Origin of the sequence: Companilactobacillus metriopterae, from assembly GCF_004117915.1 — a bacterium.
Lineage (GTDB): Bacteria > Bacillota > Bacilli > Lactobacillales > Lactobacillaceae > Companilactobacillus > Companilactobacillus metriopterae.
In genome coordinates, this window is record NZ_RSTD01000001.1 from 895,761 (window position 1) to 920,190 (window position 24,430).

Genomic DNA, 24,430 nt, shown 5'->3' on the forward strand with positions numbered 1-24,430 from the left:
CTAACCCTCTTTACTTTTTTCATTTTTTATCATTTCTTGTACTTCTTGCATAAATCCATTCATATCTTTAAATTCGCGATAAACACTTGCAAAGCGAATATAGGCTACATCGTCTAATTGAGATAACAATTTCATAATAATCTCGCCTATATCTTGAGAAGCAATCTCTCTCTTCCCTGTCTTACTTAGCTCATTCTCGACCTGATCTACTAATTCATTTAGTTGATCGATACTTACTGGTCTTTTTTCAGATGAGCGAACGAGACCCTTTAATATTTTGTCACGATCAAATGCTTCTCGATCACCATTTTTCTTAACTACTAAAATTGGTGTTATTTCTATTCTTTCATAAGTAGTAATTCTATTACCGCATGATTCGCACAATCTTCTTCTACGAATTGACATGCCGTCCTCACAAGGTCTAGAATCCAAAACTTTCAAAGATGTACCATGACATTTAGGACAATTCATTATTTACATGACCTCTTAATTTTTTTATTAAATTATTAGTTTCTTTTGTTAGATCATCTATAGTTCCAGTATTTTCAATAACATAGTCTGCTAATGTCACTTTTTCTTCAATTGGCATCTGACTAGATATTTTTTGTAGTGCTAGTTTTTCTGATATCTTATCTCTACCCATTAGTCTTTTTGTCTGTAATTCTTTCGGCATACTGAGACAAATTGTCCCATCTAAATATTGTTGATAGTTAAATTCAAACAATAATGGAATTTCAAAGACATATATTTTATCATCTTTTTTCTTTTTGACATTATTAATGATATTTAAAATATCAGTTCTAATTAGTGGACCATTAATTTTGTTCAACTTATCTAGTTCAGTTTTATCTTTAAAAACTATCGAACCTAATTTTTTTCTATTCAGTGATTGATCTTCATTTAAAATCTCAGTTCCAAAAGTTTCAACAATTTGTTTTAATCCTAATGTTCCTGGTTTAACAACATCTCGTGCTACTTGATCGGCACTGTATACTTCTATATTATTTTCTTGCAAAATTTTAGCGACGGTACTTTTTCCGGTTGCAATGCCACCGGTCAAACCATAAATTAAACTCATAGTTACCTCGCAGACTTAATTTTTTACACATATCTCTCGTGTAATTATAAATCATATTAGATTTGCAAACAATATTCTTAAATAATACAAAAAACCTAACTCAATATGAGCTAGGTTTATTTTATATTCGTTTAAATTTTTCGACGGCTTCTTCGATTGTTATACCGTTCGCAAATACATTTTTATTGTACTTATCTACAACAGTAAACAATTGAGAATCCGTGTTTAGTTGAACACGATAATTCATTTGTTTACCTCCAATTGAAATAATTCGGTAGCGAATATCCAGTACAATACTCTGATTGCCAAACTAATGCAAGCTTTTATTTTTGGCAATTAGGACAAAAGTGAGTTCCACGGCCGTTTACTTTGATTTTTTCAATGTCTGTACCGCATCTAGGACATGGAGTTCCCTCTTTACCATATACTTGCAATAGATCTTGCATATTTCCTTTATGACCTGTTGAATCAACATATGATCTTATAGTTGATCCTCCAGATTTAATAGCAACTTCCATTTCTTCATTGGAAGTGTCCATAATCTTTTGAACGTCAGACTCTGATAATTCATTTGCTTTAGCCAATGGATTGATTTTTGATTTCCATAAAACCTCATCAACATAAATATTTCCTAACCCACTTATTACAGATTGATCCAAAAGAACTGTTTTTATATCTTTTCTATGTTTTATTACCCTAGGATACAAAATAGATAATTTAAAATCGTCACTTAGTGGTTCAGGTCCTAATTTTTTGATAGATGGATTATCTGAAAGATCTGATGTTTTCCAAAGCTGCATGCGTCCGAACTTACGGACATCATTATAAATTAACATCTCACCAGAATCTAAATAAAAAATAGCATGAGAATGCTTGTCAATTGCTGACTGATCTTTAGAAACTTTATATTTGCCTTCCATTCTCAAATGACTAATAATAGTCAAACCAGTGTCCAGATTTAATTCCAGAAATTTAGCTCGTCTATTGACTGAAATAAATGTGGCACCAGTGACTGTATCAACAAAATCTGCAGTATCTCCAGTTATCAAGTTTGGATATCTTATATCTACTTTTTCTATTTTTTTACCAACAATCTGTTGTTGTAATCCACGTCGAACAGTTTCGACTTCAGGCATTTCAGGCATAGTAAACTCCTTTTATTTAGATTCGTACCAGTTATTTCCATGTGCAGTACCTACCTTCAAAGGAACATCAAGTTTCACCGCTGAATCCATAACTTTAGGTACTAGTTTTTCTAATATTTCAATTTCTGATTTTGGCGCTTCAAAGATCATTTCATCATGTACTTGAAGAAGAAGATTGGCTTGTAACCCTTCATCTTTAATCATCTTTTGCATGTTAATCATTGCAACTTTGATAATATCTGCAGCACTACCTTGTATAGGCGTATTCATAGCAGTTCTTCTTGCAAAGTTACGAATATTAAAATTCTTAGAATGAATATCTGGTAAATAACGACGGCGATGCATAATAGTTTCCACATAACCGTTCTCTTCTGCAAATTTAACTATATCATCCATATACTTTTTAACACCTGGATATTGCTCAAAGTAATTATCAATGAATTCTGCTGCCTTATTACGGCTGATACCGATATTTTGTGACAATCCGTAATCACTGATTCCATAGACAATACCAAAGTTTGTAGCTTTAGCTTGTCTTCTCATATCACTTGTTACTTCTGAATCATCGTTTAAACCAAAAATTCGCATCGCTGTATGTGCGTGAATATCATAATCCTCATTAAATGCTTCTTGCATATTTTCGTCACCAGAAATATGTGCAAGCACACGTAGTTCAACTTGAGAATAATCTGCAGAGAAAATTTGCCAATCTTCTTTTTGAGGAACAAATGCTTTTCTTATTTGTCGACCTTCATCAATTCGGATAGGAATATTTTGTAAATTAGGTTCATTGGATGACAATCTTCCTGTCTGCGTCAACGTTTGTTGATAAATAGTATGAATCTTGTTATCTGCTTGAATGAATTTTTGCAGTCCAATAACATATGTTGATTGGATTTTTGAAATTTGGCGATATTGTAAAATCAAATCTACAACAGGAGATTCATTTCTTAGTTTTTCTAAGACATCCACTGCTGTTGAATAACCTGTTTTTGTTTTCTTAACAACAGGAAGTTTCAAATCTTCAAATAAAACGACACCTAGTTGTTTAGGTGAATTGATATTGAAAGTCTGACCTGCTTCATGATAAATCTGTTGTTCAATATCTGATAAACGAAGTGCAAATGTGTTTTCCATTTCTTTTAATTTGCTGGTCTGAACAGTAATTCCTTCAATTTCCATCTCAGCCAAAACAATTGAAAGTGGTAACTCTATCTCATCATAAAGAGCATCTTGATCGTTTTTAGCCAACTCTGCCATAGTTTTATCATGAAGTTCATTTACTACAAAAGCTTTTTCAGATAAATAGTGTAGCAAATCATTCGCATCTTCTGGAAGTGATTTTTTGACACCTTTACCATAAAATTCTTCTACTGTCTGAATATTATATCCATAATTATTGGCAACAATACCAAGATCAGACTTACTATCATTAGTATCAAGAAGATATGATACTAGCAGCAAGTCAAATGTTACACCTGATATTTTACTTCCATAGCGGTTAAGTAGTGCAATTGTTTTTTTATAGTCAAAAACATACTTCTCTTTTGAGTCATCAGATAACCATGACAAAAATTTTTGATCATCTAATATACCTACATTATCAGTTGCAAAATATCTGTCTCCATCTGATAAAGCAATTCCAATAATTGGTTCAATATGGTAGTTCTCTCCAAAACTTTCTACAATAATTGTAATAGGCTTTTTACTCTCAATAATAAAATCAACAGCAGAAGAGTCTAATTCTTCAGACTTAACGTCGACTTTAGAACCAACTATGTCCTCACTGGCTTCACTCAGATCCATACGATTCAAGAAAGATTGGAAGTTAACTTTTTTATAAAAGGAAACTAACTGCTCAGTATCTTCACCTTTATATTTTGTATCGCTCAAAGAAATATCTACAGGAGCATCTCTTCTTATAGTAGCTAGATCTTTACTCATAAATGCATTTTCACGGTCATTTATAAGATTTTCCTTCATCTTGCTCTTCTTTAATTCATCAATATGATCATATAAATTTTCTATAGTTCCATACTCATTTAACAATTTTTCTGCAGTTACAGGACCAATCTTTGTTACACCAGGGTAGTTATCAGAGTTATCACCCATCAACCCCTTTTTATCAATAATTTGGTCAACTCTTACACCCCATTTTTCTTCTGCAAACTCCGGTGTGTATGATTCTATTTTGGTAACTCCACTAACATTAACTTTTACTGTAGTTTTATCTGTCGTTAATTGAGTTAAGTCTCGATCACCTGTGAGAATTGTAACAGTCATTCCATCAGCTTCTGCTTCTTTTGCCAAAGTTCCGATTATGTCATCAGCTTCAAAATTAGGCAACTCATAATGCTTTATTCCTTTGGCATCAAGTAACTCATTAATCAATGGTAATTGTTCCATTAATTCAGATGGTGTACTAGATCTTGTACCTTTATAATCATCAAACTTTTCTGTTCTAAAGGTTGTCTTGCCTGCATCAAAGGCAACCAAAACATGTGTTGGTTTTTCGTTTTTCAGAATCAAATCCAACATATTTGTGAATGCATACAATGCATTAGTGTGTATTCCTTCGGGTGTAGTAAATTTATCAAGATCATTTAAAGCATAAAATGCTCTAAACGCCTCACTATTTCCATCAATAAGTAATAATTTATCAGCCATAATATCTCCTCTGGAATCTGTTTACATTATTAATATTTTAACAGTCTTTTCACAACAAAAAAAGCCAAGTGAACATGCACCTGACTCTTAATTATTATTGTTGATTTGGATTTAAAGTACTTAAAATTTGTTCATATGCTAATTCATATTTTTGAACATCTCCAGCACCCATAAATATCATAACTGCATTATGAAAATCCAATAATGGCGACATGTCTTCTAATGTGAGAACACGACCACCCTTACTAATCTTGTCTCCAAGGTCTTTACTTGTAATGTCACCTTGTTTTTCACGAATTGATCCAAAGATATCTGTTAAGAAAACCTCATCAGCTAGATCCAAAGCTTCAGCAAAATCATCCATCAACGCAAGAGTCCTTGTATATGTGTGAGGTTGGAAAATTGCTACAACTTCGCGATCTGGATATTTTTGTCTAGCAGCATCAATAGTAGCTTTAATTTCTTGTGGATGATGTGCATAATCATCGATAATGACCATGTCTGCCACATTTTTTTCACTAAAACGTCTTTTGACACCACCAAATGTTTGAAGTTCTTTGTTAATTAGGTCATGATCCAATTTTTCCATGTGACCAATACCGATAACTGCCAGAGAATTAAGTATATTGTGTTCTCCAAATAATGGAACTTCAAAATTACCAATATTCTCATTATCAATATAAACATCAAAAGATGAACCCTTAACAGTTCTCTTGATATTTTTTGCTTGAATATAATCACTGTCATCTAGGCCATATGAATATATTGGAACATCAGCTGAAATTTTACCAGCATGTTTGTCCTCACCCCAGATGAAAATACCCTTTTTGACTTTGCGTGCTTCAGATTCAAAAGCATCTATTACATCATCAATTCCAGAATAATAATCTGGATGATCATAATCAATGTTTGTAATTACTAAATAATCTGGAGAATATGCAAGGAAGTGACGGCGATATTCATCGGCTTCGAAAACAAAGAATTTTGCATCTTTATCACCTTTACCTGTCCCATCACCGATAAGATATGAAGTTTTAGCAATACCACTTAATGTATGTGCTAACAAACCAGTTGTACTAGTCTTACCGTGAGAACCAGCAACTCCGATAGATGTATAGTCACTCATAACTTGTGCTAGAAGTTCAGGATATTTGATAACTTCTACTTTTTGATCAAGAGCAGATTTAATTTCAACATTGTCATCTTTAAAGGCATTACCAGCGACAACTGTCATACCTGGTTTAATATTATCCGCATCAAATGGTAGAATTTTGATTCCTACTTTTTCAAGTTCTCTTTGAGTAAATGTATATTTATCAATATCTGATCCTTGAACTTCATAACCAAAATCCTTCATGATAAGTGCTAAAGCACTCATACCAGTTCCTTTTATCCCAACAAAATGATAAATTTTATTTTCCATAATTACTCCTAATTAAACATCTTTTCTGCTTTTTCAAAATCAAAGGCGTCGCCAGCTGATCCTTCTTCAAGTACTAAAATACCTTTTTTCTTAGGAGCATTAGGAATTCCCAGTTCACCTGCTGAACAAATCATTCCAAAACTATCTACTCCACGAAGTTGCCCTGGCCAAATTTCAAAACCGGTTGGCATAACTGCACCTGGAAGTGCTACAACAACCAATTGACCTTGTTCAATATTTGATGCACCACAAACGATTTGAACAGGAGAATCAAGTCCAACATTTGTTTTAGTAATATGCAAGTGATCAGAATCAGGATGTTCTGTCATTTCTTCTACATATCCTACGACAAATTTGGGAGAAACATCTGCTTCAAGAGTATCATTGAATGAAGCTTTTTTAAGTTCTTCATTTAAAATGTCAACTTGAGATTCATTAAGGAAAACTTGTCCATTTTCGTTTATTCCTAATTTGTCATGAATGTTAAAAAAATTAAAACCAATAGCTTTGTCATTCTCATCAGATATACGAACAACATTACCGTTTTGTGTTGTCTTTTGTTTTACATTAGTATCATCAGCGCATTCTACTATTAAAACATCGCCTAATTCTTCTTTATTATAAAAACTTAGTAACAAAATGAATTCCTCGCTTATTCATAAGGATAAAAAATCATAATTCTAATATAACATTTAGTTAATAAAAAAAGCAGTTACTTTAATATTTAGTAACTACTTTTTTATTATAATGAGCTTGCTTCGACAGTAGAACTTATAAAGTTTTCAACTTCTTCTTTTGTCTTACGATCCTTATTGACAAGTCTACCAATTTCTTTAGCATCTTCTACTACAATAAAACTTGGTATGCCCATAATTCCTAATTCAATAGCCATATCCATGTTTTCATCTCTATCAATGCTTATAAAGGTGAAATCAGAAAAATCTTGTTCAATTTCTGGCATTTTTGGTTCAATAAATTTACAATCTGGACACCAATCTGCATGGAAAAATAAAACATATTTCCCTTGTTTTGTGGCTTCTTTCCAGTCTTTTGTATTAAAATCTTCAAGCGTTTTCATAGATTTAACCACCTTTCGAGATATTTAAGATACTTCTTTTCTAAAATTTAGTCAAACAATCTACATTCCTTGCTACTTTAATCATACAATATTCATATAAAAGTGTTAACATATGGTTATCAAAATTGTTAAGGAGTGTTATTTATGAGTAAAAAAGGTATTGGATCATTAATTTTAGCAAGTACTGCACTAGTTGCTGGTGCAGCTGCAACTGTAGCAATTAAGCATCATGTGGACAGTAACCGTATTATTGAAAAAGTAAAAAACGTTCTTGGCGATGATCAAAAAGTTATCGGTACTTGGGTAGAACCACTTTATCAACGTGTAAATGTTGACGGAGAATCTACATGGGGTATCGTTGGTGGTGTTACAACACTTGACGAAGATGATGTTTCTCAATATCATTTCATTGCTGACGCAATGAGCGGTGAACTACTAAACATCAAGAAAATATAATATTAGTTTTTAAAATGGGCTTTCAGATAATTAATTCTGAAGCCTTTTTTTGAGAACTTTTCTTCATATTCTGTCTCAATGTTTGCAGCATTTTTCTCTTCGTCATTGTGAAGATCAAGAGAAATGTCATCAAAGACCATTCCATAATTATTCATACTTAACAATGAGTACTCAAATAATCCTTGATTGTCAGTTTTAAACTGTAGTATTCCATCTTTTTTCAAAACAGTTTCATATTGTGATAAGAAGCTCTTGTAAGTTAGACGTCTTTTCTCATGACGCGTTTTAGGCCATGGATCAGAGAAATTTAAGTAAACTCCACTAACCTCATCTTCAGCAAACATCTCATCTAAATTAGCTCCATTAGCTAATAAGAGTTGTAAATTCGGAATTTTATTTTCAACTTGTTTCTTTAGAAGAAGCGCAATTGCACCTTCTTGAACCTCAATTGCAATGTAATTATTTTGAGGATTTCTTTTTGCAAGCTCTGTTATAAATCTACCTTTACCCGAACCTACTTCAATAAATAAAGGTTGTTCTTTATCAAATTTAGATTGCCATTTCCCCGCCATTTTTTCTGGATGAACCGAAATCAAATCCAAATTATCATTAATCATGTCCTTAGCCCAAGGCTTGTTTCTTAAGCGCATTTAATTACTCCATTACGTTATATTTTTTTTAATTGTCTTGGCATGTAGAAATAGTTAACAAAAATTAACACTACTAAACCTGCTAGTGATATTACAATGCTGTTCATTGTAAATGAAAATTGTACAAAAATCGCTATAGCACTAATCAACCACTGAATTGATAAAATAATAGTTGATAATTTAATAAAATCTCGTATTTTTTGATCTTTTGAAATTGGATAAAGTCTTTGAAGCATATTTTGCATAATTTCTTTGAAATAAGGTTTTAACTGGAATCCTAACAAATAGATAAATAGTATTTCGACTATTAATGAAATATAAAAATTATCGATAAATGCTAATAGAATACCTTGAATGATAGTCAATCTTATGAATAATCCAATATACTCGTTATTACGGACAAATCCTCTGACGAATATATAGAAGTATGTATTACTTTGTTTTAATTTCATTGATGAATACAAGAAATCCAACCATTTGCGGCGTTTAATTTTACTGCTTACACCTGGAACATCTGTAAATAAATTGTAGAATCTTTTTAGTTTGAAGATTCTTTGATTTTCTAAACTAATTGCTTTTTGCCACTGTAGTCTCTTACTTGTGATATTAGGTCTGGTAATCATTACAGAAATAACTAGTAATACAATGCTTACTACTAAGTATATTAGCGAACTAGAATATGTAGCAATGACAATTGATGCAAGTAATATTAATTCAAACAGGAGTTTTGTAGTGTTTTCTTCATTGTATAAGTTAAATAATTCTACATTAAGTAAGCTCATCTTACTTATTACAGCTGATACGGCAAATATCACGATACCTGTGACATTGATATCTGCCATTCTAAATGCAAATGGTGATAGTAAAAATGATATCAACGCTATTGCTAAAATCGGTAAAAATATACTATATGAAAGAGCCCTCTTGAAATATTCATAGAAGTCATTTTCTTTTGCTAGTAAGAAAGTACTATCTGGATCTTCTAACAAAGTAGCAATTCGACCTGCTTGAAATGACAAAAAAGTAATTATAATAAATACTGGCTTACCCCACCATTGTTGGTTGGTAAATGATCCTAAGAAATTGGAATACCCAAATCCTACGGCTCCCATTAAAACAATAAATGCCAACATGAAGTTATCATTGAAAACTAATCTTAAGTACTTAAACTGTTCCTGCTGATGTCTTCTTAATCTTTCTGAATAAAGTTTTCTCATTTATTTGCCCTCTTTGGACATCTTGATGTAAATATCATCTAGATTGGCATCTTTCATATCAAACATTTCTTTCAATTGATCAAGAGTTCCATCCGCGCGAACTTGTCCATTATTAATAAGAACAAATTTATCAGCGTGATCTTGGACAGTTGCTAAAACGTGAGTAGACATTAGCACAGAACAACCTATTTTTTTCTTTTCATCAATTACATTCAGCAAATCGTTCACAGATAGTGGATCCAATCCTGTGAATGGTTCATCAATAATAAACAATCTGGCATCAGTCATGAAAGCAGAAACAATCATAACTTTTTGTTTCATACCTTTTGAAAAGTTTTGTGGGAACCAATCTAGTTTATTTGATAATCTGAATGTTTCTAACAATTTGTTAGCATTTTCCCATGTTTTATCATGGTCAAGATCGTATGCCATTATAGTTAGGTCAATATGTTCCTTTAATGTTAACTCTGGATAGAGAATTGGCAATTCTGGTACATATGCAATTTTTTTGCGGTACTCTTCTACATTGTCTTCAAGAGAAATACCATCAATCAAAATTTGACCGCTTTTTTGTTTCAATAATCCAATAATATGTTTTATAGTTGTTGACTTACCTGCACCATTCAGTCCGATCATTCCAACAACTTGACCGTCTTCAACAGTAAATGTTTCCTTATTTAATACATTAACGTGACCATAGCCACCTGTAAGATCTTTAATTTCTAAAGTCATGGATAAAACCACCTATATCTGTTTTTGTTAATATAACAATGATATCATGAAATAAACAATATACTTATTTGAGAGGAAAAATTCAATATGGATAACTGTATTTTTTGTAAAATTATAAATAATGAGATTCCAAGTTATACTATCTATGAAGATGATGACGTGAAGGTTTTTCTTGATATTTCTCAAGTAACTCCAGGTCATACACTTATGGTACCAAAGAAGCATGTGGAGAATATTTTTGAATATGATTCAGAACTTTCTGAGAAAGTTCTTACTAAGATTCCAATGATTGCCAAAGCAATTAAAAAATCTGATAAAAATATTGAAGGTATGAACATTGCAATGAATAACGGTGAAGTTGCTTATCAAACTGTTATGCACTCACATATTCATTTCGTCCCTAAATTTACTCTTCATGATGATTTTGCTATTAGTTTCAAAGACAACACTGAAAAATATACATCTGATCAACTAGAACAGATCTTAAACAACATTAAAGAAAATCTATAGGAGAATAAAGATGAAATTACGTACAACTATTACTTTAATTTCAGCAGCAAGTGCTGGTATATATTTTTTTTCTAAAGGTAGAAAATTTAGTTCCACCGGAAGTACAAATGTTTTTAGCAATGCCAATGATTTTGTATCCGATCTAAAATCTCTAAAAAATAACATCAAAGTAGTACCTGAAGTAGTTACCGGTATCAAAAATGATGTAAGCAACTATATTGAAGAAATCTCTCCAATCGTAGATGATATTAATCTAACAATAGAAGATCTTAAAGAAAATCTGCCTAGCTAGATTGATATAATTCTATATTATCTTAGTCTTTCAGTAGATAAAATGTGATTTTTTTTTGAATTTTTATCTAATTTGATGCAAAATATGATTTTTTTGTGGTACTCTTTTCATGTTATAGACTTTAATTAAGGATGTGTAAAAATGAACAAACGTATTACAAAATGGGCTGTTGCCCTTGCTGGTTTGTTGATGATGGTTACAGTTGCTGGTTGTGCTGGTAACAAAACTGTCGCTACAATGAACGGCGGAAGAATTTCAGAAAATGATTACTACAAGGAAATGAAGGATTCTACAAGTGGTAAGCAAACCCTTCAAACAATGATCATTTCTAAAGCTCTTGAAAATCAATATGGTGACAAAGTTTCAAAAGATGATGTTAACAAGAAATTTAACTCATACAAGAAGCAATACGGTTCACAATTCAAGACATTGCTAGAACAAAATGGACTTACAGAAAGTAAGTTCAAGGACAATGTTCGTACTAACCTTCTAACAGAAGAAGCTCTTAAAGCTAACAAGAAGATTTCAGACAAGAAACTTAACTCTGAATGGAAGAAATATCAACCAAAAATCACTGTTTCTCAAATCGTAGTTGCTGATGAAAATACAGCTAAAGAAGTAATTACAAAACTTGATAATGGTGAAAAATTCTCAGCACTTGCTAAAGAATATTCAACAGATACATCTACAAAAGATAAAGGTGGTAAGTTAGCTGCCTTTGATAACACTTCAACACAAGTTGACTCATCAATCGTTACTGCAGCTTACAAACTTAAAAAAGTTGGCGACTACTCATCAACACCTGTTACAACAACAACTGGTAGTTATGTAGTTCTTCAATTAAACAACAAACCTGCTAAGGGTAAACTTGCAGATCACAAATCTGAACTTAAAGAACGTATCTACACTGGATGGATGCAAGACTCAACTGTAATGCAATCAGTTATTGGTAAAGTTCTTAAAAAAGCTGATGTGCATATAAAGGATGATGATCTTAAGAATATCCTAGCCGGATATACTGGTAATGGTTCATCTTCAAATAGTAATTCTTCTACATCAAACACAACAAAATAAAAAATCGCCGAATGGCGGTTTTTTTATTTACTTTAAATTAATGTATAAAAAGACACACACCTTAATTATAGGAGTGTGTCTTTTCGTTTAGGAATTTGTATTTCTTTTATAGAACGTACGATTATCTAAACCAAATATTCGTTCAGAGAAACTACCCTCTTCTGTTCTGTCTAAAGCCTTAGTAATCATATTAATTGAAGCATCTATCATATCGATTTCATGTAATAATTCTGCTTCTAACAACTGTGGTCTTTCAGGTGACCCATATTCTAGCAACCCATGATGAGATATAACCATATGTCTCAACAAGATCATATCTTCTGATTCTAAAGATATATCCAACTCATTAGCTGCAGAAACAATTTCTTCATCAACTATTGTGATATGTCCTAACATCTTACCTTCAAAAGTATACTCAACATCCACACTGCCACCGAGTTCAATCACTTTTCCTAAATCATGCACGCAAGCTCCAGCTAAAAGTAATGCTCGATCAACTTGAGGATATTGATCACATATTTTCTCTGCTAATTTTGCCATTGAAAGTGTGTGATAGGCTAAACCACCACGAAAATCATGATGGTTAATTTTGGCAGCTGGACTAATATAGAATTGATCATGATATTTTTTATATAGATATCTTACTATTCTATTCCAATGTCCATTGGTAATTTGGAGAAATAGCCCCTCCATTTGATCTTCCATATCTTCTGCTGAGATAGGAGCTGTCTGTATAAATTGTGACATATCAATAGAATTGGGATCTAAAACTTTAAGACTACTAATATTAACTTGAGGATTACCCTGATAGTTATCTCTCTTACCTACAAGATGAGTAACTGTTCCAATTTTAAAATTGGTAGCATCCCCTTCACTGGCATCCCAGTATTTACCTGGAATTTGACCAGATTTATCTTCAAAAACTAGAGACAAATAGTTCTTACCATTTTTGGCAACTCGTAAATCTGAACGCTTGATAATTACATCAAGATCCATCTCTTCACCATTTTTATAATCATTTATCTTATTCATAATCTATTTCCTTTATAGCTTAATAATATTGTCATATTCACCATCAATAGGTTGATTGGCAGTAACATAAATCACTTGATTATCTTTTGAAATTTCCTTAATAAGACTGGAAATAACTTCTTTACGGCCTAAATCAAAATCTACAAAAGCATCATCAATTAATATTGGTAATTTTACTATATCAGATATTTCTAAAATAAATGCTAATCGTAGTGAAAGATACAATTGTATTGTTGTCGCTCTTGATAATTCGTGTGCGTTAAAAATTGTTTTGTCTTTTCTAGTTACTTTAATATTTTTATTGTCTAACTTTATATCTGTGTAATTACCATTAGTTAGTATATTAAAATATTGTCTAGATTTTCCTAACATTTTAGGGAAGCGATTCTCACTAGCTTCGTTGAGAGTTCCATGAATCCATTCGCTTGCTAAAATCATCGATAACCATTCATCATAATTAGAAATAATATCTTCTTCGATTTGCTTTAACTGATTTTCAACAAGCTGGTACTCACGATCATCAAAGATATTATCAATCTGATTTTTGAGACCACCTATTTCTTGATTTAACATATTAACGCTACTAGATAATTCTTCATAATCATCTTTTAAACTATTGTATTTCTGACTGAGTTCTTCAATACTAGAATATTTTTGCAATTTTTCTAAGTCTGAACCTATAAATTCTGACAATGATTTATATCTGGCAATATCTTTAGTTAATTCTAATTGCTTTTGATGTTTTAAAGTAAATTCATCGCTATCTTTGCAGTCATAATCATTTAAAATTGCAGTTAATTTATTGTTTAAATCAGTTAACTTTTGTTCTAATTCAATCCTGTTGCTCTCTGAATTTTTCTTAATTAATTCTGCTCGATCTATTAGTGGAATAATTTCGTCTAAATAGCTTCCTATTTGATTCGCAATACTTTGGTTAGAATCATAGTTAGGAACTGTCCTACCTACTAAATTACGCCATTCAGATAGATTTGTTTCTATAACCTTGTATTGCGCAATTAGTTCACTGTTTTTAGCGTTCAATTGGCTTAATTGATTAAGATATCCTTGCATAGAAATTATTTCTTGATTGGATAGTCCTGTATAAGACTGGTCTACATGTGAACTATTTGTTTGTTGTTTCTTATAAAAATCATATCCAAAATATCCTGCAGATACTAAAAATGCAAGTCCAAATATAATACGTAACATAGACCCTGTGAATATTGTTAGCAAAAGAGCAATTGCTGCAACAGCTAAAATGATCCATTGATTATTTTGGTTATCTGTTTTTAACAAATCATCCATTTCAGATTTACTTAATGGTTTCATGGATTCAATTAGCTTAGGATTACTGTCTAAAATACTTTGTTTTTGCTTTTTGTTATCTTCTAGCTGATTGCTAATATTTTGTAAATTGTATTCTTGCTGTCTAATAGAGTCCAAATTTTCAGACAGTAAATCAATATTTTCTTTCTGAGAGTTGTAGTAACTAATTTTTTCATTATCTACATCAGACAATTTAAGAGATTCATTTTGATTTAAATTATCTAGCGATTTTTGTTCTTGTGTTATCTGTATGAAATTTTCCCAAGTATCATCAGGAATAATTTTTATATTATCTTGGTTTTGAATTTTTAAATTAGAATACTCTTCAAATTGTGGCCATTTTTTTACTAGCTGTTCTTCTTGATTGAGATTTTTTTCTAAATTTTCTAGTTCTTTTTTTTGTTGATTATAATTAGCTTGTTGTTTAACTAAATCATTATTTAATCTTTGATATTCTGACTGTTGATTTTCAAATTGAGACTTTTGTTGTTGCAACTCTTCTCTTTGAACTAATAGATTGGCTAATACTTGTTTTTTACCTCGAGGTTTGTAAATTTCTCCAGCATCATCTTCTAGGTTTTTAGATGTTTCTAACCACTCTTTACTACCAACTGTTCCTATCGACATTATCTCTATTTCCAGCTGTTCTTCTGACAAATTGTACAATTTGATTATATTATTATCATCAAATACATATGAGCTTTCAAAATCTGATTTATCGAATCCACCAGTAATATGATCAATCATTGATTCTGGTTGTTCCTGATCATTCTTAAATATAGTTAGATCTCCATCAGCTTTTCCTGCAACTCTTTTTACAGTCCAAACATTATTATCATCATCTAAAAACTGTAATTCCCCACCATATTCACTACTATTTTTTGGCAAATATTGTTCATATTTGCTTAAACCACGTGAACTAGCAAATCCAAAAAGAACACTTTTTATAAAATTTAGAAAAGTTGTTTTACCTGATTCATTGGGTCCAAAAATAACTTGATAATCATGATTGATATCAAATTCTTTGTCTGACCACTTTCCAAACCCATAGATTTTTACTTTATCTAATCTCAATTCTATTCTCCAGCCGATTTCTTATTTATTATGTTCTGAGTTTTTTCCTTAATTTCATCAAGAAAATCACTTTCATTAATATGATCTCTGATAAGATCAACATTAAATAATTTGTTATCCAAATCTTTAATATCATTAAGATCAAATACATTCTCTGAACTTATATTCCAATACTTTTCATCAATAGTGCTTAATGCAATTCCCGGATTATAGTTCAAATAAATTTTGTAAAGTAAGCTATCAGAATTATTTTTAAATTGATCCTGTAGCTCACCACGATCAATCATTCTAATTACGTCCTCATCAAGGTTTTCTGCATGATTTATATTCAATGTAACTAAAGTGTTGTCATCTACAAGAAGTGCGCTTATATCATCTATTATTGCTTTCAGAGACTCATCCTTAGAAATAGCTATATTTTTTACCTCAAATATATATTCAGATGATTCCTTGAAATCAATATTTACTTGATTGGAATTTATATCAACAAGATAGAATCCCTTAACACCAGTTTCATTTTGATTTCTTCCTTGAGTATCTCCAGGATAAATAATATAAGGATTTTGATTAAGTATCTCTCTTTTATGTATATGGCCTAATGCCCAATAATCATATCCCTTAGATACTAATTCACTTATTTGAAAAGGAGCATAATTATCGTCCCCTATTCCTCCGTGCAAGATCCCTATTTGATAATCAGCAGTTCCTCTAATAGGAAATTTTTCAATCATCTTTTCATCAATATGTTGTTGATAATAGCTAAATCCTGTTAAATCAACTATTTTATTATCTTTAGAAACATATCTAATTGTCTCAACATCTTGACCATATACGTGAACATTCGATGGATATTCTAATATACCCAAGTCGTTACGGAAATAGTCGTGATTACCATAAATAATAAATACATCAATATTATTTTCTTGTAATCTAATAAATTGCTCATTTAAAAAAGTCTGTGCACTAAGACTTCTTTCAGTATTATCAAATACATCCCCAGCTAAAATAATGAAATCTACATTTTCTTCTAAAGCAGTTTCAAATATTTTTTTTGCTGCACTGTATGTAGATTTTTTTAATTTGTTTTGTACTTCTAAACTATATTTACTAATTCCGGTAAATGGAGTATCTAAATGTAAGTCAGCTGCATGAATAAATTTCATTAAAATTCCCCTTTAAAATAAAAAAGCTTAGCATCAGCTAAGATTTTTTTATTTGCTTTGATAAATATCTGCGATTGGTTTAGTAATAATCTTATTTAGCTCTTCCATCATCGCATTCATCTTTTGTTCTTTTTCCATTAAAGTTTTAAACTCATCAAAATTTTGAAGTTGATCAGTTAGTTGTTTCATAGATTCGATATCTTCGTCTGAAACATCTTGACCCATCATTTGTTTTTGTTGAAGTTCGAATTGTTTGTTTTGAACTTTATCAAATAGCTTAAATGCTACTTCATTATTCTTAACAGCTTCGAAAGCTTCTTTCAATTCTACAACTTCTGTTGCTTTTCTTAAATCTTGTTCTAGTGCGTTTGCACTATCATAAATGTTATTCATCATGTCCTCCTACTGACCAAAAAAACCTTTTATATTATTATACCATTCTGTTGCTTTATCTTTAACGTTATTTATTCCATCTTGAATAGAGTCCGACAGATCATTATTATTTTCTAATTTTGAATTATTATTCGCAATAGTTGAAGCATCTTTAACATTAAAATTAGTTTGATTTGTGTTAGGTAAAATATTTGTCATTTGATTCTTAAATAGTGAAGCTACACCTGTCTCACTGTAGCTTTGTAAGAAATGACTTGGGTCTGTGTTATCAAAGCCAATCCACGTTGTTACAAGAACATCAGGAGTATAACCAATCATCCACTGATCTTTGGTACCAGCATAACCATATGATTTTGGAACTTCTGTACTACCTGTTTTACCAGCTATAGTATAACCTGATGGTTTAGCCGTTTTCCCTGTTCCGTTATTGTAAACTCCAATCATCATACTTGTCATATCATCAGCGACATTTTTACTAATAATTTGCTTTTGAGTTGTACCAGTATTATCTACTAGAACCGTTCCAGTAGAATCTACCACCTTAGTTATAAAGTGAGTATCTGTAAGTTTACCTTCATTAGCAAAAGCCGTATATGCTCTTGTCATTTGTAGAGGCGATACACCTGTTTCCAAACCACCAAGTGCCATTGCCAAGTTTTGATCACTCTTCTTAATATCTATTCCAAAGTTAGCTAGGGAATCAACACCCTTTTGAACGCCTATTTTATCAAGTAAGGCTACTGCAGGAATATTTTCACTCTGAGCTAATGCTTGATACATTGGCATAGATTCTTGATATTGATTATCAGCATTTGTTGGAGTGTAACCATTCTTACCAAAACTAGTAATTTCATCTGGTAATTCTGAATCATATTTATATCCACTAGCTAATGCTGGTGCATAAACAGCTAATGGTTTAATAGCCGATCCCGGTTGACGTTTCATTTGTGTGGCTCTGTTAAATCCTCTAAAGGTATGTTCTCCTCTTCCACCAACTACACCTAAGACACCACCAGTTTTTGGATCAACAGCAACTGATGCACCTTGAACCATTTTTCCATCAGTAGCATTAGCCGGAAATAGCGAACTATTATTGAATGAGTTCTCTAAGTTAGACTGAATATTTTGATCTAAAGTTGTATAAATTTTATACCCCTTATTCAAAATATCATCTTCTTTGAGTCCGTATTTGTTGACAGCTTCATCAATTACAGCATCAAAGTAATATGGATACTTGTAAGAATTACCTTCTTGAAAATTATCGTTCAAAATTATAGCAGAATTCTTATAGTAACTTGTTTGACCGCTTGTTAGCTTGTTGTTGTCTTCCATCAGCCCTAACACTACGTTACGTCTTAATTTTGCTTTATCCATAGAGTCAATCGGATTATATTCATTAGGACTTTTTAGAATACCCGCGATAATTGCTGCTTCACCAGCATTCAGCTCACTAGCATTTTTTCCAAAGTACTTTTCAGAAGCGTCCTGAACACCCCAAACACCATTTCCAAAATAAGCATTGTTCAAGTACATGGTCAAAATTTCTTTTTTAGAATAGGTTTTATTAATCTCGATAGCTAAGAAGAGTTCTTTACCTTTTCTTGAATATGTTTGCTTTTGAGTAAGCAATGAATTCTTAGCTAATTGTTGAGTTAGAGTACTTCCACCTGATCTGCTTCGATGTAACAATATTCCTAAGAAAGCTCTAGCATATCCTTTGATACTAAATCCTGGATTAGTCCAAAACGTTCTATCCTCAGTTGCAATAACAGCGTTTTGAATATTGGGTGAAATTTTATCTAAATTGACGTAGGTACCCTTAGACGAATACAGGTCACCTGCCGTCTCTCCGCTTTTGTCATAAATTGTTGTCTTATTTTGTAGCGAAGATTGTAAATCTTCAACATTGGCAGTTTTGGCTTGATATGTCCACGTTGCACTTAATAATAGGATTGCTGAAAAAACTATCAGAATAATCCATCTGGTAATTTGAAATCTATGCCAAAAAGCACGTAAATTTATCCATATTACATGCAGAACGGACTTTATCCATTCCCATACACTTCTATTATTATTCATTAATAATTACCTCTATATAATAGATAAAATTTTATCACATATAATGTTAGTGAAACAATCTAGATAAATTACTATACAAAAAAAGCACACTTAAAAAGTATGCTTAACGAAATACAGGTTTACTATTTCGATATTCAATATCTGCAACTTGTTCCAATTTATTAGCATAACGTGCAGCGCTAAAGAAATAATCTGATAGACGATTTATAAATTTCAATACTTCCCCATTGATTTCTTCGGTTTGCATCAGATCTACTATCTCACGTTCAGCTCTTCTTGTAACTGTTCTCAGAACATGCAATTGAGAAGCAGTAACAGATCCACCAGGTAAAATAAATTTTTGGATTTTATCAGTTTTTTCAGAATAAAAATCAATCTTTTTTTCTAGCCATTGTACTGCTCCAACTTCAGGCTTAAAAATAAATTCATGCTTCTCATCATTAACTAACATTGCAAGATCAGTACCACAATCAAATAATAATTGTTGAATTTCTTCTAATTCATCAAAAAATACTTTTGTCTTATCATTTAACATTGCAATAGTAAGCCCTACTTGCGAATTAAGTTCATCAACTGTACCATAAGCAACTATTCTTTTATCAGACTTATATAAAACATCATTACCAATAATTCTAGTTTGACCCTTATCTCCGGTTTTTGTATATATTTTCATATCTTAACCTCGCATCTGCAACTTTCTGATGTCTTTATATGCTAATTCATTGGCAACAATAATATTGTTAGATTTTTTCAGGTTTATTTTATTACCTCTAACGTTTGTTATCTTGTAACCTAAAGACTCTACCAAAATCTTTCCAGCTACTATATCCCATGGCATCAATGTGGCAATATAGGCAATATGTTTACCTGTAATGATTTCGATAAATTCAAGTCCAGCGCTACCCATTACACGAGCTCCTGCGCTATGTTTGGCAATATTGATTTCACTGAAAGAATTTTTTAGAAATTGACGCCATGATACTCCCACTAAACCGTTTTTTAAGGGACTATCTTGAGCTGCATTTAGTTTTATATCATTACAATAAACGCCTGTAGCAATACCGCCCCAATAAAGCTTATCATTCATAACATCAATAATTGCACTGCATAATGATTCGCCATTATAAAGGACTCCCACCATAACTGCAAAACAGTCATGTTTTTTGACTAAATTCAAAGTTCCATCAATAGGATCTACAAAAAATGTAAGTCCCTTATCAATATCAGAATAGTTTTTATCAAAATTTTCTTCACCAATTATTGTGGCATCAGGATATTTTTCTTGAATATGTTGATTAAATATTTTTTGAATATTTTTATCTAGTGAAGTAACTAAATCGTACTCTCCTGATTTTTCTTCAATATCTGAAATTTGGTTTAAATGATTTTTGGCATATTGGGCCGCCTCAACTGTCCATTCAGTAATATTAGACAGAACATCTATTTCTAATTTTGTCATTTTTTCACCTCATCATCATTTAAAAATGCTGCTAGTTGCTTAATCTGATTATCTTTTGAATCAGTATCTGTACTGGAAATTAAATAAATATCCCTTGCACCAGCCAAACGTAATTGATCCTTAGAATATTCAATATCGTCTGCAGTTGCCAAATCTATTTTAGAGATTACACCAATTATCGGTTTTGTGAACAAATGTGAGAACCCAGGAGAAAAAACAGGTCGATGATCACTAGCACTTTGAATCATAATGATAACATCTGATTCATTGGCAGTAACACTTAAAGCTGAATATAAGCGTCTATGTTCAGTGAATTCCCCAGGAGTATCAATGAAATTCCCAAAAAATTCTACTGATTGAGTTTTATCATATTTTATTTGTTCTTGCTGCATATATTGTTTTAAAGTTGTTTTTCCGCAACCAACAGCACCAACTAAAAAGGCTTTTTTCATTTTTATATCCTACTCATTCATAAACAATTGATATTTCTTCTTGTAGTAATTAAACTTTTCACTCCATGGTTTACCAAATATAAACAATAATATTGCAGTAAACAAAGCATGCGCTAAATCAAAATAGAAACTACCTACAAAAGCAAGACCGATACTTTGTAAATTAATAGAACTCACAAATCCTAATATATAATAAACATCCATTATCCAACCCATTAAGAAACCTGCTAAGAAGCCCCATAATGTAAGCATGTATCTGTTAATTTTATGATTAGAAATTAAACCAGATATCAATCCAATCAATCCCATGGAAAACATTTGCCACGGAGTCCAAGCCCCTTGGCCAAAATACATGTTCGATGTTAACGCTATGATAGTCCCCATCAAAAAACCAGTTTCAGAACCTGCTACCATAGATCCTAATATCAAAATGAACAACTCTGGTTTAACTGAAGGAAGTTCCGCAAATGCAATTCTTCCGCCAACAGCCAATGCACAAATTATAGCTATAAAAACTAATTCTCTAGTCGAGACAGCTTTCTTTTCAAATTTCACAAAATATAGAATTAGTACAAACGAAAGAAATAATATCGATATTAGTAGATAATTTTGCCTTTCAAAAAAACTAACAGCTGCCAATGATACAAAAGCAACTATAAACATAATTATTATTCTAATGTTCATCTACTTCTACATCCTTCCATAGTAATGCACGTGGCCAAAAATCACCTATTGATTTGTTAATTTCAGTAGTATAGAAATAATTTTCCTCAAAGAAATCTTTTGGCGTTTGAAATTCTGTCAATTTTCCGTCAAACATCATTGATACTTGATCACAGTACTGCGCCGTAAATTGTAAATCGTGAGTATTCATCAGTACTGTTCCACCGTTTTGGATATAATTTTTCAAATAACCCGACAGTATAACTTTGCTATTAGGATCCAACCCGTTTGTAGGTTCATCTAATATCATCAATTCAGGGTTTTTTATGAATCCCAAAATTAACGCCAATAATTCTTGTTGTCCACCACTTAAATCATATGGATTCTTATCCAGTAATTCGTCAAATCTAAAACTTTTTATTAACTCATCAAGCACAACCTTTGATGAACTATAGCTATTTAACTGATCATCTAGCTCTTTTTTAACAGTATCAAATCTAAATAATAATGACGCACTTTGAGGTAAGTAAAAGACGTTTTTATAGAAATTTGAATAATCATTTTTTATTTTAATATTATTTAATCTGATGCTGCCTGTTACTTTATCCAATTGATTTATCAGAACCTTTATCAAGGTTGATTTGCCAACACCATTTGGTCCAAGTATTGAATATATTTTACCTTTATCTAAAGAAAAACTGAGATGATCAACAATATTTTTGTTATTAAATTCATAACTAAAAGTTAGATTTTTAACTTCCAATATTTTTTCACTTGTTGACTCTGAGCTAATAAAATTATTAACGTAATGAAAATTTTGATTATAATTTTCCATTAATTGATGCAATTGATAATTTGTTACCGGAAATGATTTAAATTCTGATACTTTATTTAAATTATTAGCAATTACAAAACGATCGTTTTGAGTTAGATAATTTTGAAAACTATCCAATTTTGAAAATTCTTTAATGGCCTCGTTTGTTGATAGATCTAAAATAATTTGACCATCATTCATAATAATCAACCGATTGGCTAAATATATTGATCGATCAAGCATATGATCAATGAACAATATTGTTATATGCATGTCTATATTTATTTTTTTGAGAATATTCAAAAATTTTTCAGAAGAGACAGGATCCAACTGTGACGTGGGCTCGTCCAATAAAATTGTCTCTGGATTTAATATAAGACCTGCAGCCAAATTAACTAGTTGTTTTTGTCCACCTGACAATTGTGATTCTTTATAATCGAGGATTTTAACAATGTCCAAGTAACTACTGATTTCAGCAATTTTTTTCGTTTTCTGCTGATCATCAAATCCATAGTTTTCGAGAACAAATTCTAACTCTTCTCTAGGTGTTTCTGTAACCATCTGATTATCTACAAACTGAGAAATATAGATAATATTATTTACATCCCTTTTGGATTTGTACTCAAAATTTCCTTGCTCAATTACGCCTTGGTTCAATTCGGGAATAAATTGTCTCAACAATGTACTCTTACCGCTACCAGTTTCACCAATTATTACGGCAAAATCTCCACTATTAATTTGTAAATTGATATTCTTCAGCGATATAGACTGGTTATTTGGGTATCTGAACGAATAGTCTCTGAATGATGCAATTTCCACCATAATAAGTGAACTCCTCCCATAATAATTGGTATTAGAACAATTAAAATATTGAGTATCAAAATAACTAGTATGTATGAATTAAATGTAATTTTGATATTTGCCGAACCAAAATCAACTTTACCGTACTTTTTTACTACAAAAAAAATACTTAATAACATTTCAAAACCGATTAAACTTCTCAAAATGATATCATCTAAATTCTTTTTTGATTTTTGAGATTTGCTAATATTATTTGAAGTATATCCTCTAATAATCAGAGTATCAGACATGTTCATAAAACTGGGAATCACTTTGTCAAAAACAGTCCCAATTAATTCAATATTTTTCTTAAAAATATTGAATTTACTTTCGCTATCTTTTTTCTGTTCATTGAATTTCAACATAAATCGACTATTGTTAATAACATTGACTATTCTTGGAATAAATTTTGTAGTCAAAATAAAAATAATTGCAATACTTTTGAAATTTTTCGACAAGACTTGATATATTTGCTTATTATGAATTAGCTCATTGTAAACAAAAAATGCAAACAGTAGATTAATAAATGAAATTCCTAAAGTTACTGAATTCAGTAGCGATTCAACAGTTATTTTTATTCTAAATAATTCAAACAAAAGAGTATTACCTTGTTGGTTAATTACAAGATTAAAAACAACTGTCACTAAAAAAATGACTACACTAAATTTTAAGTATTTCAAAAAAATTTGACGATTTATTGCCAAATTTAATATAAAAAAAGAAATCGATAAAGATACTGTCAGAAATAAATTATTGTAGATTAATGAAACAAATATTATCGACAAAATATAATAGAAGATTGTTATGCTATTG

At 31.1% G+C, this 24,430-nt stretch carries 26 protein-coding genes; 4 read left to right on the top strand and 22 right to left on the bottom strand.

Annotated features, from left to right (window positions below):
* The 8 genes from nrdR to EKN01_RS04685 form a co-directional block, all read right to left on the bottom strand.
* Complete coding sequence (nrdR, locus tag EKN01_RS04655; RefSeq protein ID WP_129045177.1) at window positions 1-471, bottom strand: transcriptional regulator NrdR; 471 nt, start codon at window positions 469-471, stop codon at window positions 1-3.
* A complete protein-coding gene (gene coaE, locus EKN01_RS04660; RefSeq protein WP_129045178.1) occupies window positions 458-1,078 on the bottom strand; it encodes a dephospho-CoA kinase in 621 nt (206 codons plus the stop codon). The genes nrdR and coaE overlap by 14 nt, the downstream gene beginning before the upstream one ends.
* Before the next feature lie 121 nt (window positions 1,079-1,199).
* Window positions 1,200-1,325, bottom strand: a complete 126-nt coding sequence (locus EKN01_RS07970) for a hypothetical protein (RefSeq protein WP_277750444.1) — start codon at window positions 1,323-1,325, stop codon at window positions 1,200-1,202.
* Window positions 1,326-1,401: 76 nt separating this feature from the next.
* Window positions 1,402-2,223, bottom strand: coding sequence for a DNA-formamidopyrimidine glycosylase (gene mutM / locus EKN01_RS04665; RefSeq protein ID WP_129045179.1), 822 nt, complete (start codon window positions 2,221-2,223; stop codon window positions 1,402-1,404).
* 12 nt (window positions 2,224-2,235) lie between these two features.
* Complete coding sequence (polA, locus tag EKN01_RS04670; protein ID WP_129045180.1) at window positions 2,236-4,890, bottom strand: DNA polymerase I; 2,655 nt, start codon at window positions 4,888-4,890, stop codon at window positions 2,236-2,238.
* Window positions 4,891-4,984: 94 nt separating this feature from the next.
* A complete protein-coding gene (murC, locus tag EKN01_RS04675; RefSeq protein WP_129045181.1) occupies window positions 4,985-6,313 on the bottom strand; it encodes a UDP-N-acetylmuramate--L-alanine ligase in 1,329 nt (442 codons plus the stop codon).
* Between the two features lie 8 nt (window positions 6,314-6,321).
* Window positions 6,322-6,951: a YtpR family tRNA-binding protein gene (ytpR, locus tag EKN01_RS04680; RefSeq protein ID WP_129045182.1), complete on the bottom strand. Its 630-nt coding sequence runs from the start codon at window positions 6,949-6,951 to the stop codon at window positions 6,322-6,324.
* Window positions 6,952-7,055: 104 nt separating this feature from the next.
* Window positions 7,056-7,391 (bottom strand): thioredoxin family protein, encoded by a 336-nt coding sequence (locus EKN01_RS04685; protein WP_129045183.1) that lies wholly within the window; start codon window positions 7,389-7,391, stop codon window positions 7,056-7,058.
* A gap of 144 nt (window positions 7,392-7,535) precedes the next feature.
* Here EKN01_RS04685 and EKN01_RS04690 point away from each other — a divergent pair, with 144 nt between their 5' ends.
* Window positions 7,536-7,847 carry a hypothetical protein gene (locus EKN01_RS04690; protein ID WP_129045184.1) on the top strand — a complete coding sequence of 104 codons (312 nt, stop codon included), beginning with the start codon at window positions 7,536-7,538 and terminating at the stop codon, window positions 7,845-7,847.
* A 2-nt stretch (window positions 7,848-7,849) separates the two neighbouring features.
* Here EKN01_RS04690 and trmB read toward each other — a convergent pair whose 3' ends face one another.
* Genes trmB through EKN01_RS04705 form a run of 3 tightly spaced genes read right to left on the bottom strand, consistent with a single transcriptional unit; the run spans window position 7,850 to window position 10,446 of the window.
* Window positions 7,850-8,497, bottom strand: a complete 648-nt coding sequence (trmB, locus tag EKN01_RS04695) for a tRNA (guanosine(46)-N7)-methyltransferase TrmB (RefSeq protein WP_129045185.1) — start codon at window positions 8,495-8,497, stop codon at window positions 7,850-7,852.
* Between the two features lie 17 nt (window positions 8,498-8,514).
* Window positions 8,515-9,714 carry an ABC transporter permease gene (locus tag EKN01_RS04700; RefSeq protein WP_129045186.1) on the bottom strand — a complete coding sequence of 400 codons (1,200 nt, stop codon included), beginning with the start codon at window positions 9,712-9,714 and terminating at the stop codon, window positions 8,515-8,517.
* Entirely contained in the window at window positions 9,715-10,446 is a 732-nt protein-coding gene (locus EKN01_RS04705) for an ABC transporter ATP-binding protein (protein ID WP_129045187.1), read from the bottom strand.
* A gap of 87 nt (window positions 10,447-10,533) precedes the next feature.
* Between EKN01_RS04705 and EKN01_RS04710 the strand changes: the two genes are divergently transcribed.
* The 3 genes from EKN01_RS04710 (at window position 10,534) to EKN01_RS04720 (ending at window position 12,322) form a co-directional block, all read left to right on the top strand.
* Complete coding sequence (locus tag EKN01_RS04710) at window positions 10,534-10,956, top strand: HIT family protein (RefSeq protein WP_099975008.1); 423 nt, start codon at window positions 10,534-10,536, stop codon at window positions 10,954-10,956.
* Window positions 10,957-10,966: 10 nt separating this feature from the next.
* A complete protein-coding gene (locus EKN01_RS04715) occupies window positions 10,967-11,248 on the top strand; it encodes a hypothetical protein (protein WP_129045188.1) in 282 nt (93 codons plus the stop codon).
* A 153-nt stretch (window positions 11,249-11,401) separates the two neighbouring features.
* The gene (locus EKN01_RS04720) at window positions 11,402-12,322 is read left to right on the top strand and encodes a peptidylprolyl isomerase (protein WP_432264337.1); all 921 of its coding nucleotides are present in this window, start codon (window positions 11,402-11,404) and stop codon (window positions 12,320-12,322) included.
* 87 nt (window positions 12,323-12,409) lie between these two features.
* On the opposite strand, the gene EKN01_RS04725 is transcribed toward EKN01_RS04720, so the two are convergent.
* From EKN01_RS04725 to EKN01_RS04775, 11 genes are all read right to left on the bottom strand, one after another.
* The gene (locus EKN01_RS04725; RefSeq protein WP_129045190.1) at window positions 12,410-13,354 is read right to left on the bottom strand and encodes a 3'-5' exoribonuclease YhaM family protein; all 945 of its coding nucleotides are present in this window, start codon (window positions 13,352-13,354) and stop codon (window positions 12,410-12,412) included.
* 12 nt (window positions 13,355-13,366) lie between these two features.
* Window positions 13,367-15,754, bottom strand: coding sequence for an ATP-binding protein (locus tag EKN01_RS04730; RefSeq protein WP_164966366.1), 2,388 nt, complete (start codon window positions 15,752-15,754; stop codon window positions 13,367-13,369).
* Between the two features lie 2 nt (window positions 15,755-15,756).
* Window positions 15,757-16,917, bottom strand: a complete 1,161-nt coding sequence (locus EKN01_RS04735) for a metallophosphoesterase family protein (RefSeq protein ID WP_129045192.1) — start codon at window positions 16,915-16,917, stop codon at window positions 15,757-15,759.
* 48 nt (window positions 16,918-16,965) lie between these two features.
* Complete coding sequence (locus EKN01_RS04740) at window positions 16,966-17,310, bottom strand: YlbF family regulator (protein WP_129045193.1); 345 nt, start codon at window positions 17,308-17,310, stop codon at window positions 16,966-16,968.
* A gap of 9 nt (window positions 17,311-17,319) precedes the next feature.
* Complete coding sequence (locus tag EKN01_RS04745) at window positions 17,320-19,389, bottom strand: PBP1A family penicillin-binding protein (protein WP_129045194.1); 2,070 nt, start codon at window positions 19,387-19,389, stop codon at window positions 17,320-17,322.
* Between the two features lie 103 nt (window positions 19,390-19,492).
* The gene (locus EKN01_RS04750) at window positions 19,493-20,062 is read right to left on the bottom strand and encodes a cob(I)yrinic acid a,c-diamide adenosyltransferase (protein ID WP_129045195.1); all 570 of its coding nucleotides are present in this window, start codon (window positions 20,060-20,062) and stop codon (window positions 19,493-19,495) included.
* Between the two features lie 3 nt (window positions 20,063-20,065).
* Window positions 20,066-20,848 carry an inositol monophosphatase family protein gene (locus EKN01_RS04755; RefSeq protein WP_129045196.1) on the bottom strand — a complete coding sequence of 261 codons (783 nt, stop codon included), beginning with the start codon at window positions 20,846-20,848 and terminating at the stop codon, window positions 20,066-20,068.
* Window positions 20,845-21,300, bottom strand: coding sequence for a EutP/PduV family microcompartment system protein (locus tag EKN01_RS04760; protein WP_129045197.1), 456 nt, complete (start codon window positions 21,298-21,300; stop codon window positions 20,845-20,847). The genes EKN01_RS04755 and EKN01_RS04760 overlap by 4 nt, the downstream gene beginning before the upstream one ends.
* 9 nt (window positions 21,301-21,309) lie before the next feature.
* Window positions 21,310-21,984, bottom strand: a complete 675-nt coding sequence (locus tag EKN01_RS04765) for an ECF transporter S component (RefSeq protein ID WP_099975019.1) — start codon at window positions 21,982-21,984, stop codon at window positions 21,310-21,312.
* Entirely contained in the window at window positions 21,974-23,599 is a 1,626-nt protein-coding gene (locus EKN01_RS04770) for an ABC transporter ATP-binding protein (protein WP_129045198.1), read from the bottom strand. Before EKN01_RS04770 ends, EKN01_RS04765 begins: the two co-directional genes overlap by 11 nt.
* Window positions 23,533-24,261 (bottom strand): hypothetical protein, encoded by a 729-nt coding sequence (locus EKN01_RS04775; protein ID WP_129045199.1) that lies wholly within the window; start codon window positions 24,259-24,261, stop codon window positions 23,533-23,535. Before EKN01_RS04775 ends, EKN01_RS04770 begins: the two co-directional genes overlap by 67 nt.
* Window positions 24,262-24,430 lie beyond the last annotated feature (169 nt).

Bases quoted from the DNA above. Each gene is read 5' to 3' on its own strand.
- EKN01_RS04715 (WP_129045188.1), top strand. From the start codon at position 10,967: ATGAAATTACGTACAACTATTACTTTAATTTCAGCAGCAAGTGCTGGT.
- EKN01_RS04690 (WP_129045184.1), top strand. From the start codon at position 7,536: ATGAGTAAAAAAGGTATTGGATCATTAATTTTAGCAAGTACTGCACTA.
- EKN01_RS04760 (WP_129045197.1), bottom strand. From the start codon at position 21,300: ATGAAAAAAGCCTTTTTAGTTGGTGCTGTTGGTTGCGGAAAAACAACT.
- EKN01_RS04770 (WP_129045198.1), bottom strand. From the start codon at position 23,599: ATGGTGGAAATTGCATCATTCAGAGACTATTCGTTCAGATACCCAAAT.
- trmB (WP_129045185.1), bottom strand. From the start codon at position 8,497: ATGCGCTTAAGAAACAAGCCTTGGGCTAAGGACATGATTAATGATAAT.
- EKN01_RS04700 (WP_129045186.1), bottom strand. From the start codon at position 9,714: ATGAGAAAACTTTATTCAGAAAGATTAAGAAGACATCAGCAGGAACAG.
- mutM (WP_129045179.1), bottom strand. From the start codon at position 2,223: ATGCCTGAAATGCCTGAAGTCGAAACTGTTCGACGTGGATTACAACAA.
- EKN01_RS04705 (WP_129045187.1), bottom strand. From the start codon at position 10,446: ATGACTTTAGAAATTAAAGATCTTACAGGTGGCTATGGTCACGTTAAT.
- EKN01_RS07970 (WP_277750444.1), bottom strand. From the start codon at position 1,325: ATGAATTATCGTGTTCAACTAAACACGGATTCTCAATTGTTTACTGTT.
- EKN01_RS04710 (WP_099975008.1), top strand. From the start codon at position 10,534: ATGGATAACTGTATTTTTTGTAAAATTATAAATAATGAGATTCCAAGT.
- EKN01_RS04745 (WP_129045194.1), bottom strand. From the start codon at position 19,389: ATGAATAATAATAGAAGTGTATGGGAATGGATAAAGTCCGTTCTGCAT.
- nrdR (WP_129045177.1), bottom strand. From the start codon at position 471: ATGAATTGTCCTAAATGTCATGGTACATCTTTGAAAGTTTTGGATTCT.
- EKN01_RS04685 (WP_129045183.1), bottom strand. From the start codon at position 7,391: ATGAAAACGCTTGAAGATTTTAATACAAAAGACTGGAAAGAAGCCACA.
- EKN01_RS04740 (WP_129045193.1), bottom strand. From the start codon at position 17,310: ATGAATAACATTTATGATAGTGCAAACGCACTAGAACAAGATTTAAGA.
- coaE (WP_129045178.1), bottom strand. From the start codon at position 1,078: ATGAGTTTAATTTATGGTTTGACCGGTGGCATTGCAACCGGAAAAAGT.
- EKN01_RS04750 (WP_129045195.1), bottom strand. From the start codon at position 20,062: ATGAAAATATATACAAAAACCGGAGATAAGGGTCAAACTAGAATTATT.
- EKN01_RS04725 (WP_129045190.1), bottom strand. From the start codon at position 13,354: ATGAATAAGATAAATGATTATAAAAATGGTGAAGAGATGGATCTTGAT.
- EKN01_RS04755 (WP_129045196.1), bottom strand. From the start codon at position 20,848: ATGACAAAATTAGAAATAGATGTTCTGTCTAATATTACTGAATGGACA.
- EKN01_RS04765 (WP_099975019.1), bottom strand. From the start codon at position 21,984: ATGAACATTAGAATAATAATTATGTTTATAGTTGCTTTTGTATCATTG.
- murC (WP_129045181.1), bottom strand. From the start codon at position 6,313: ATGGAAAATAAAATTTATCATTTTGTTGGGATAAAAGGAACTGGTATG.
- polA (WP_129045180.1), bottom strand. From the start codon at position 4,890: ATGGCTGATAAATTATTACTTATTGATGGAAATAGTGAGGCGTTTAGA.
- EKN01_RS04735 (WP_129045192.1), bottom strand. From the start codon at position 16,917: ATGAAATTTATTCATGCAGCTGACTTACATTTAGATACTCCATTTACC.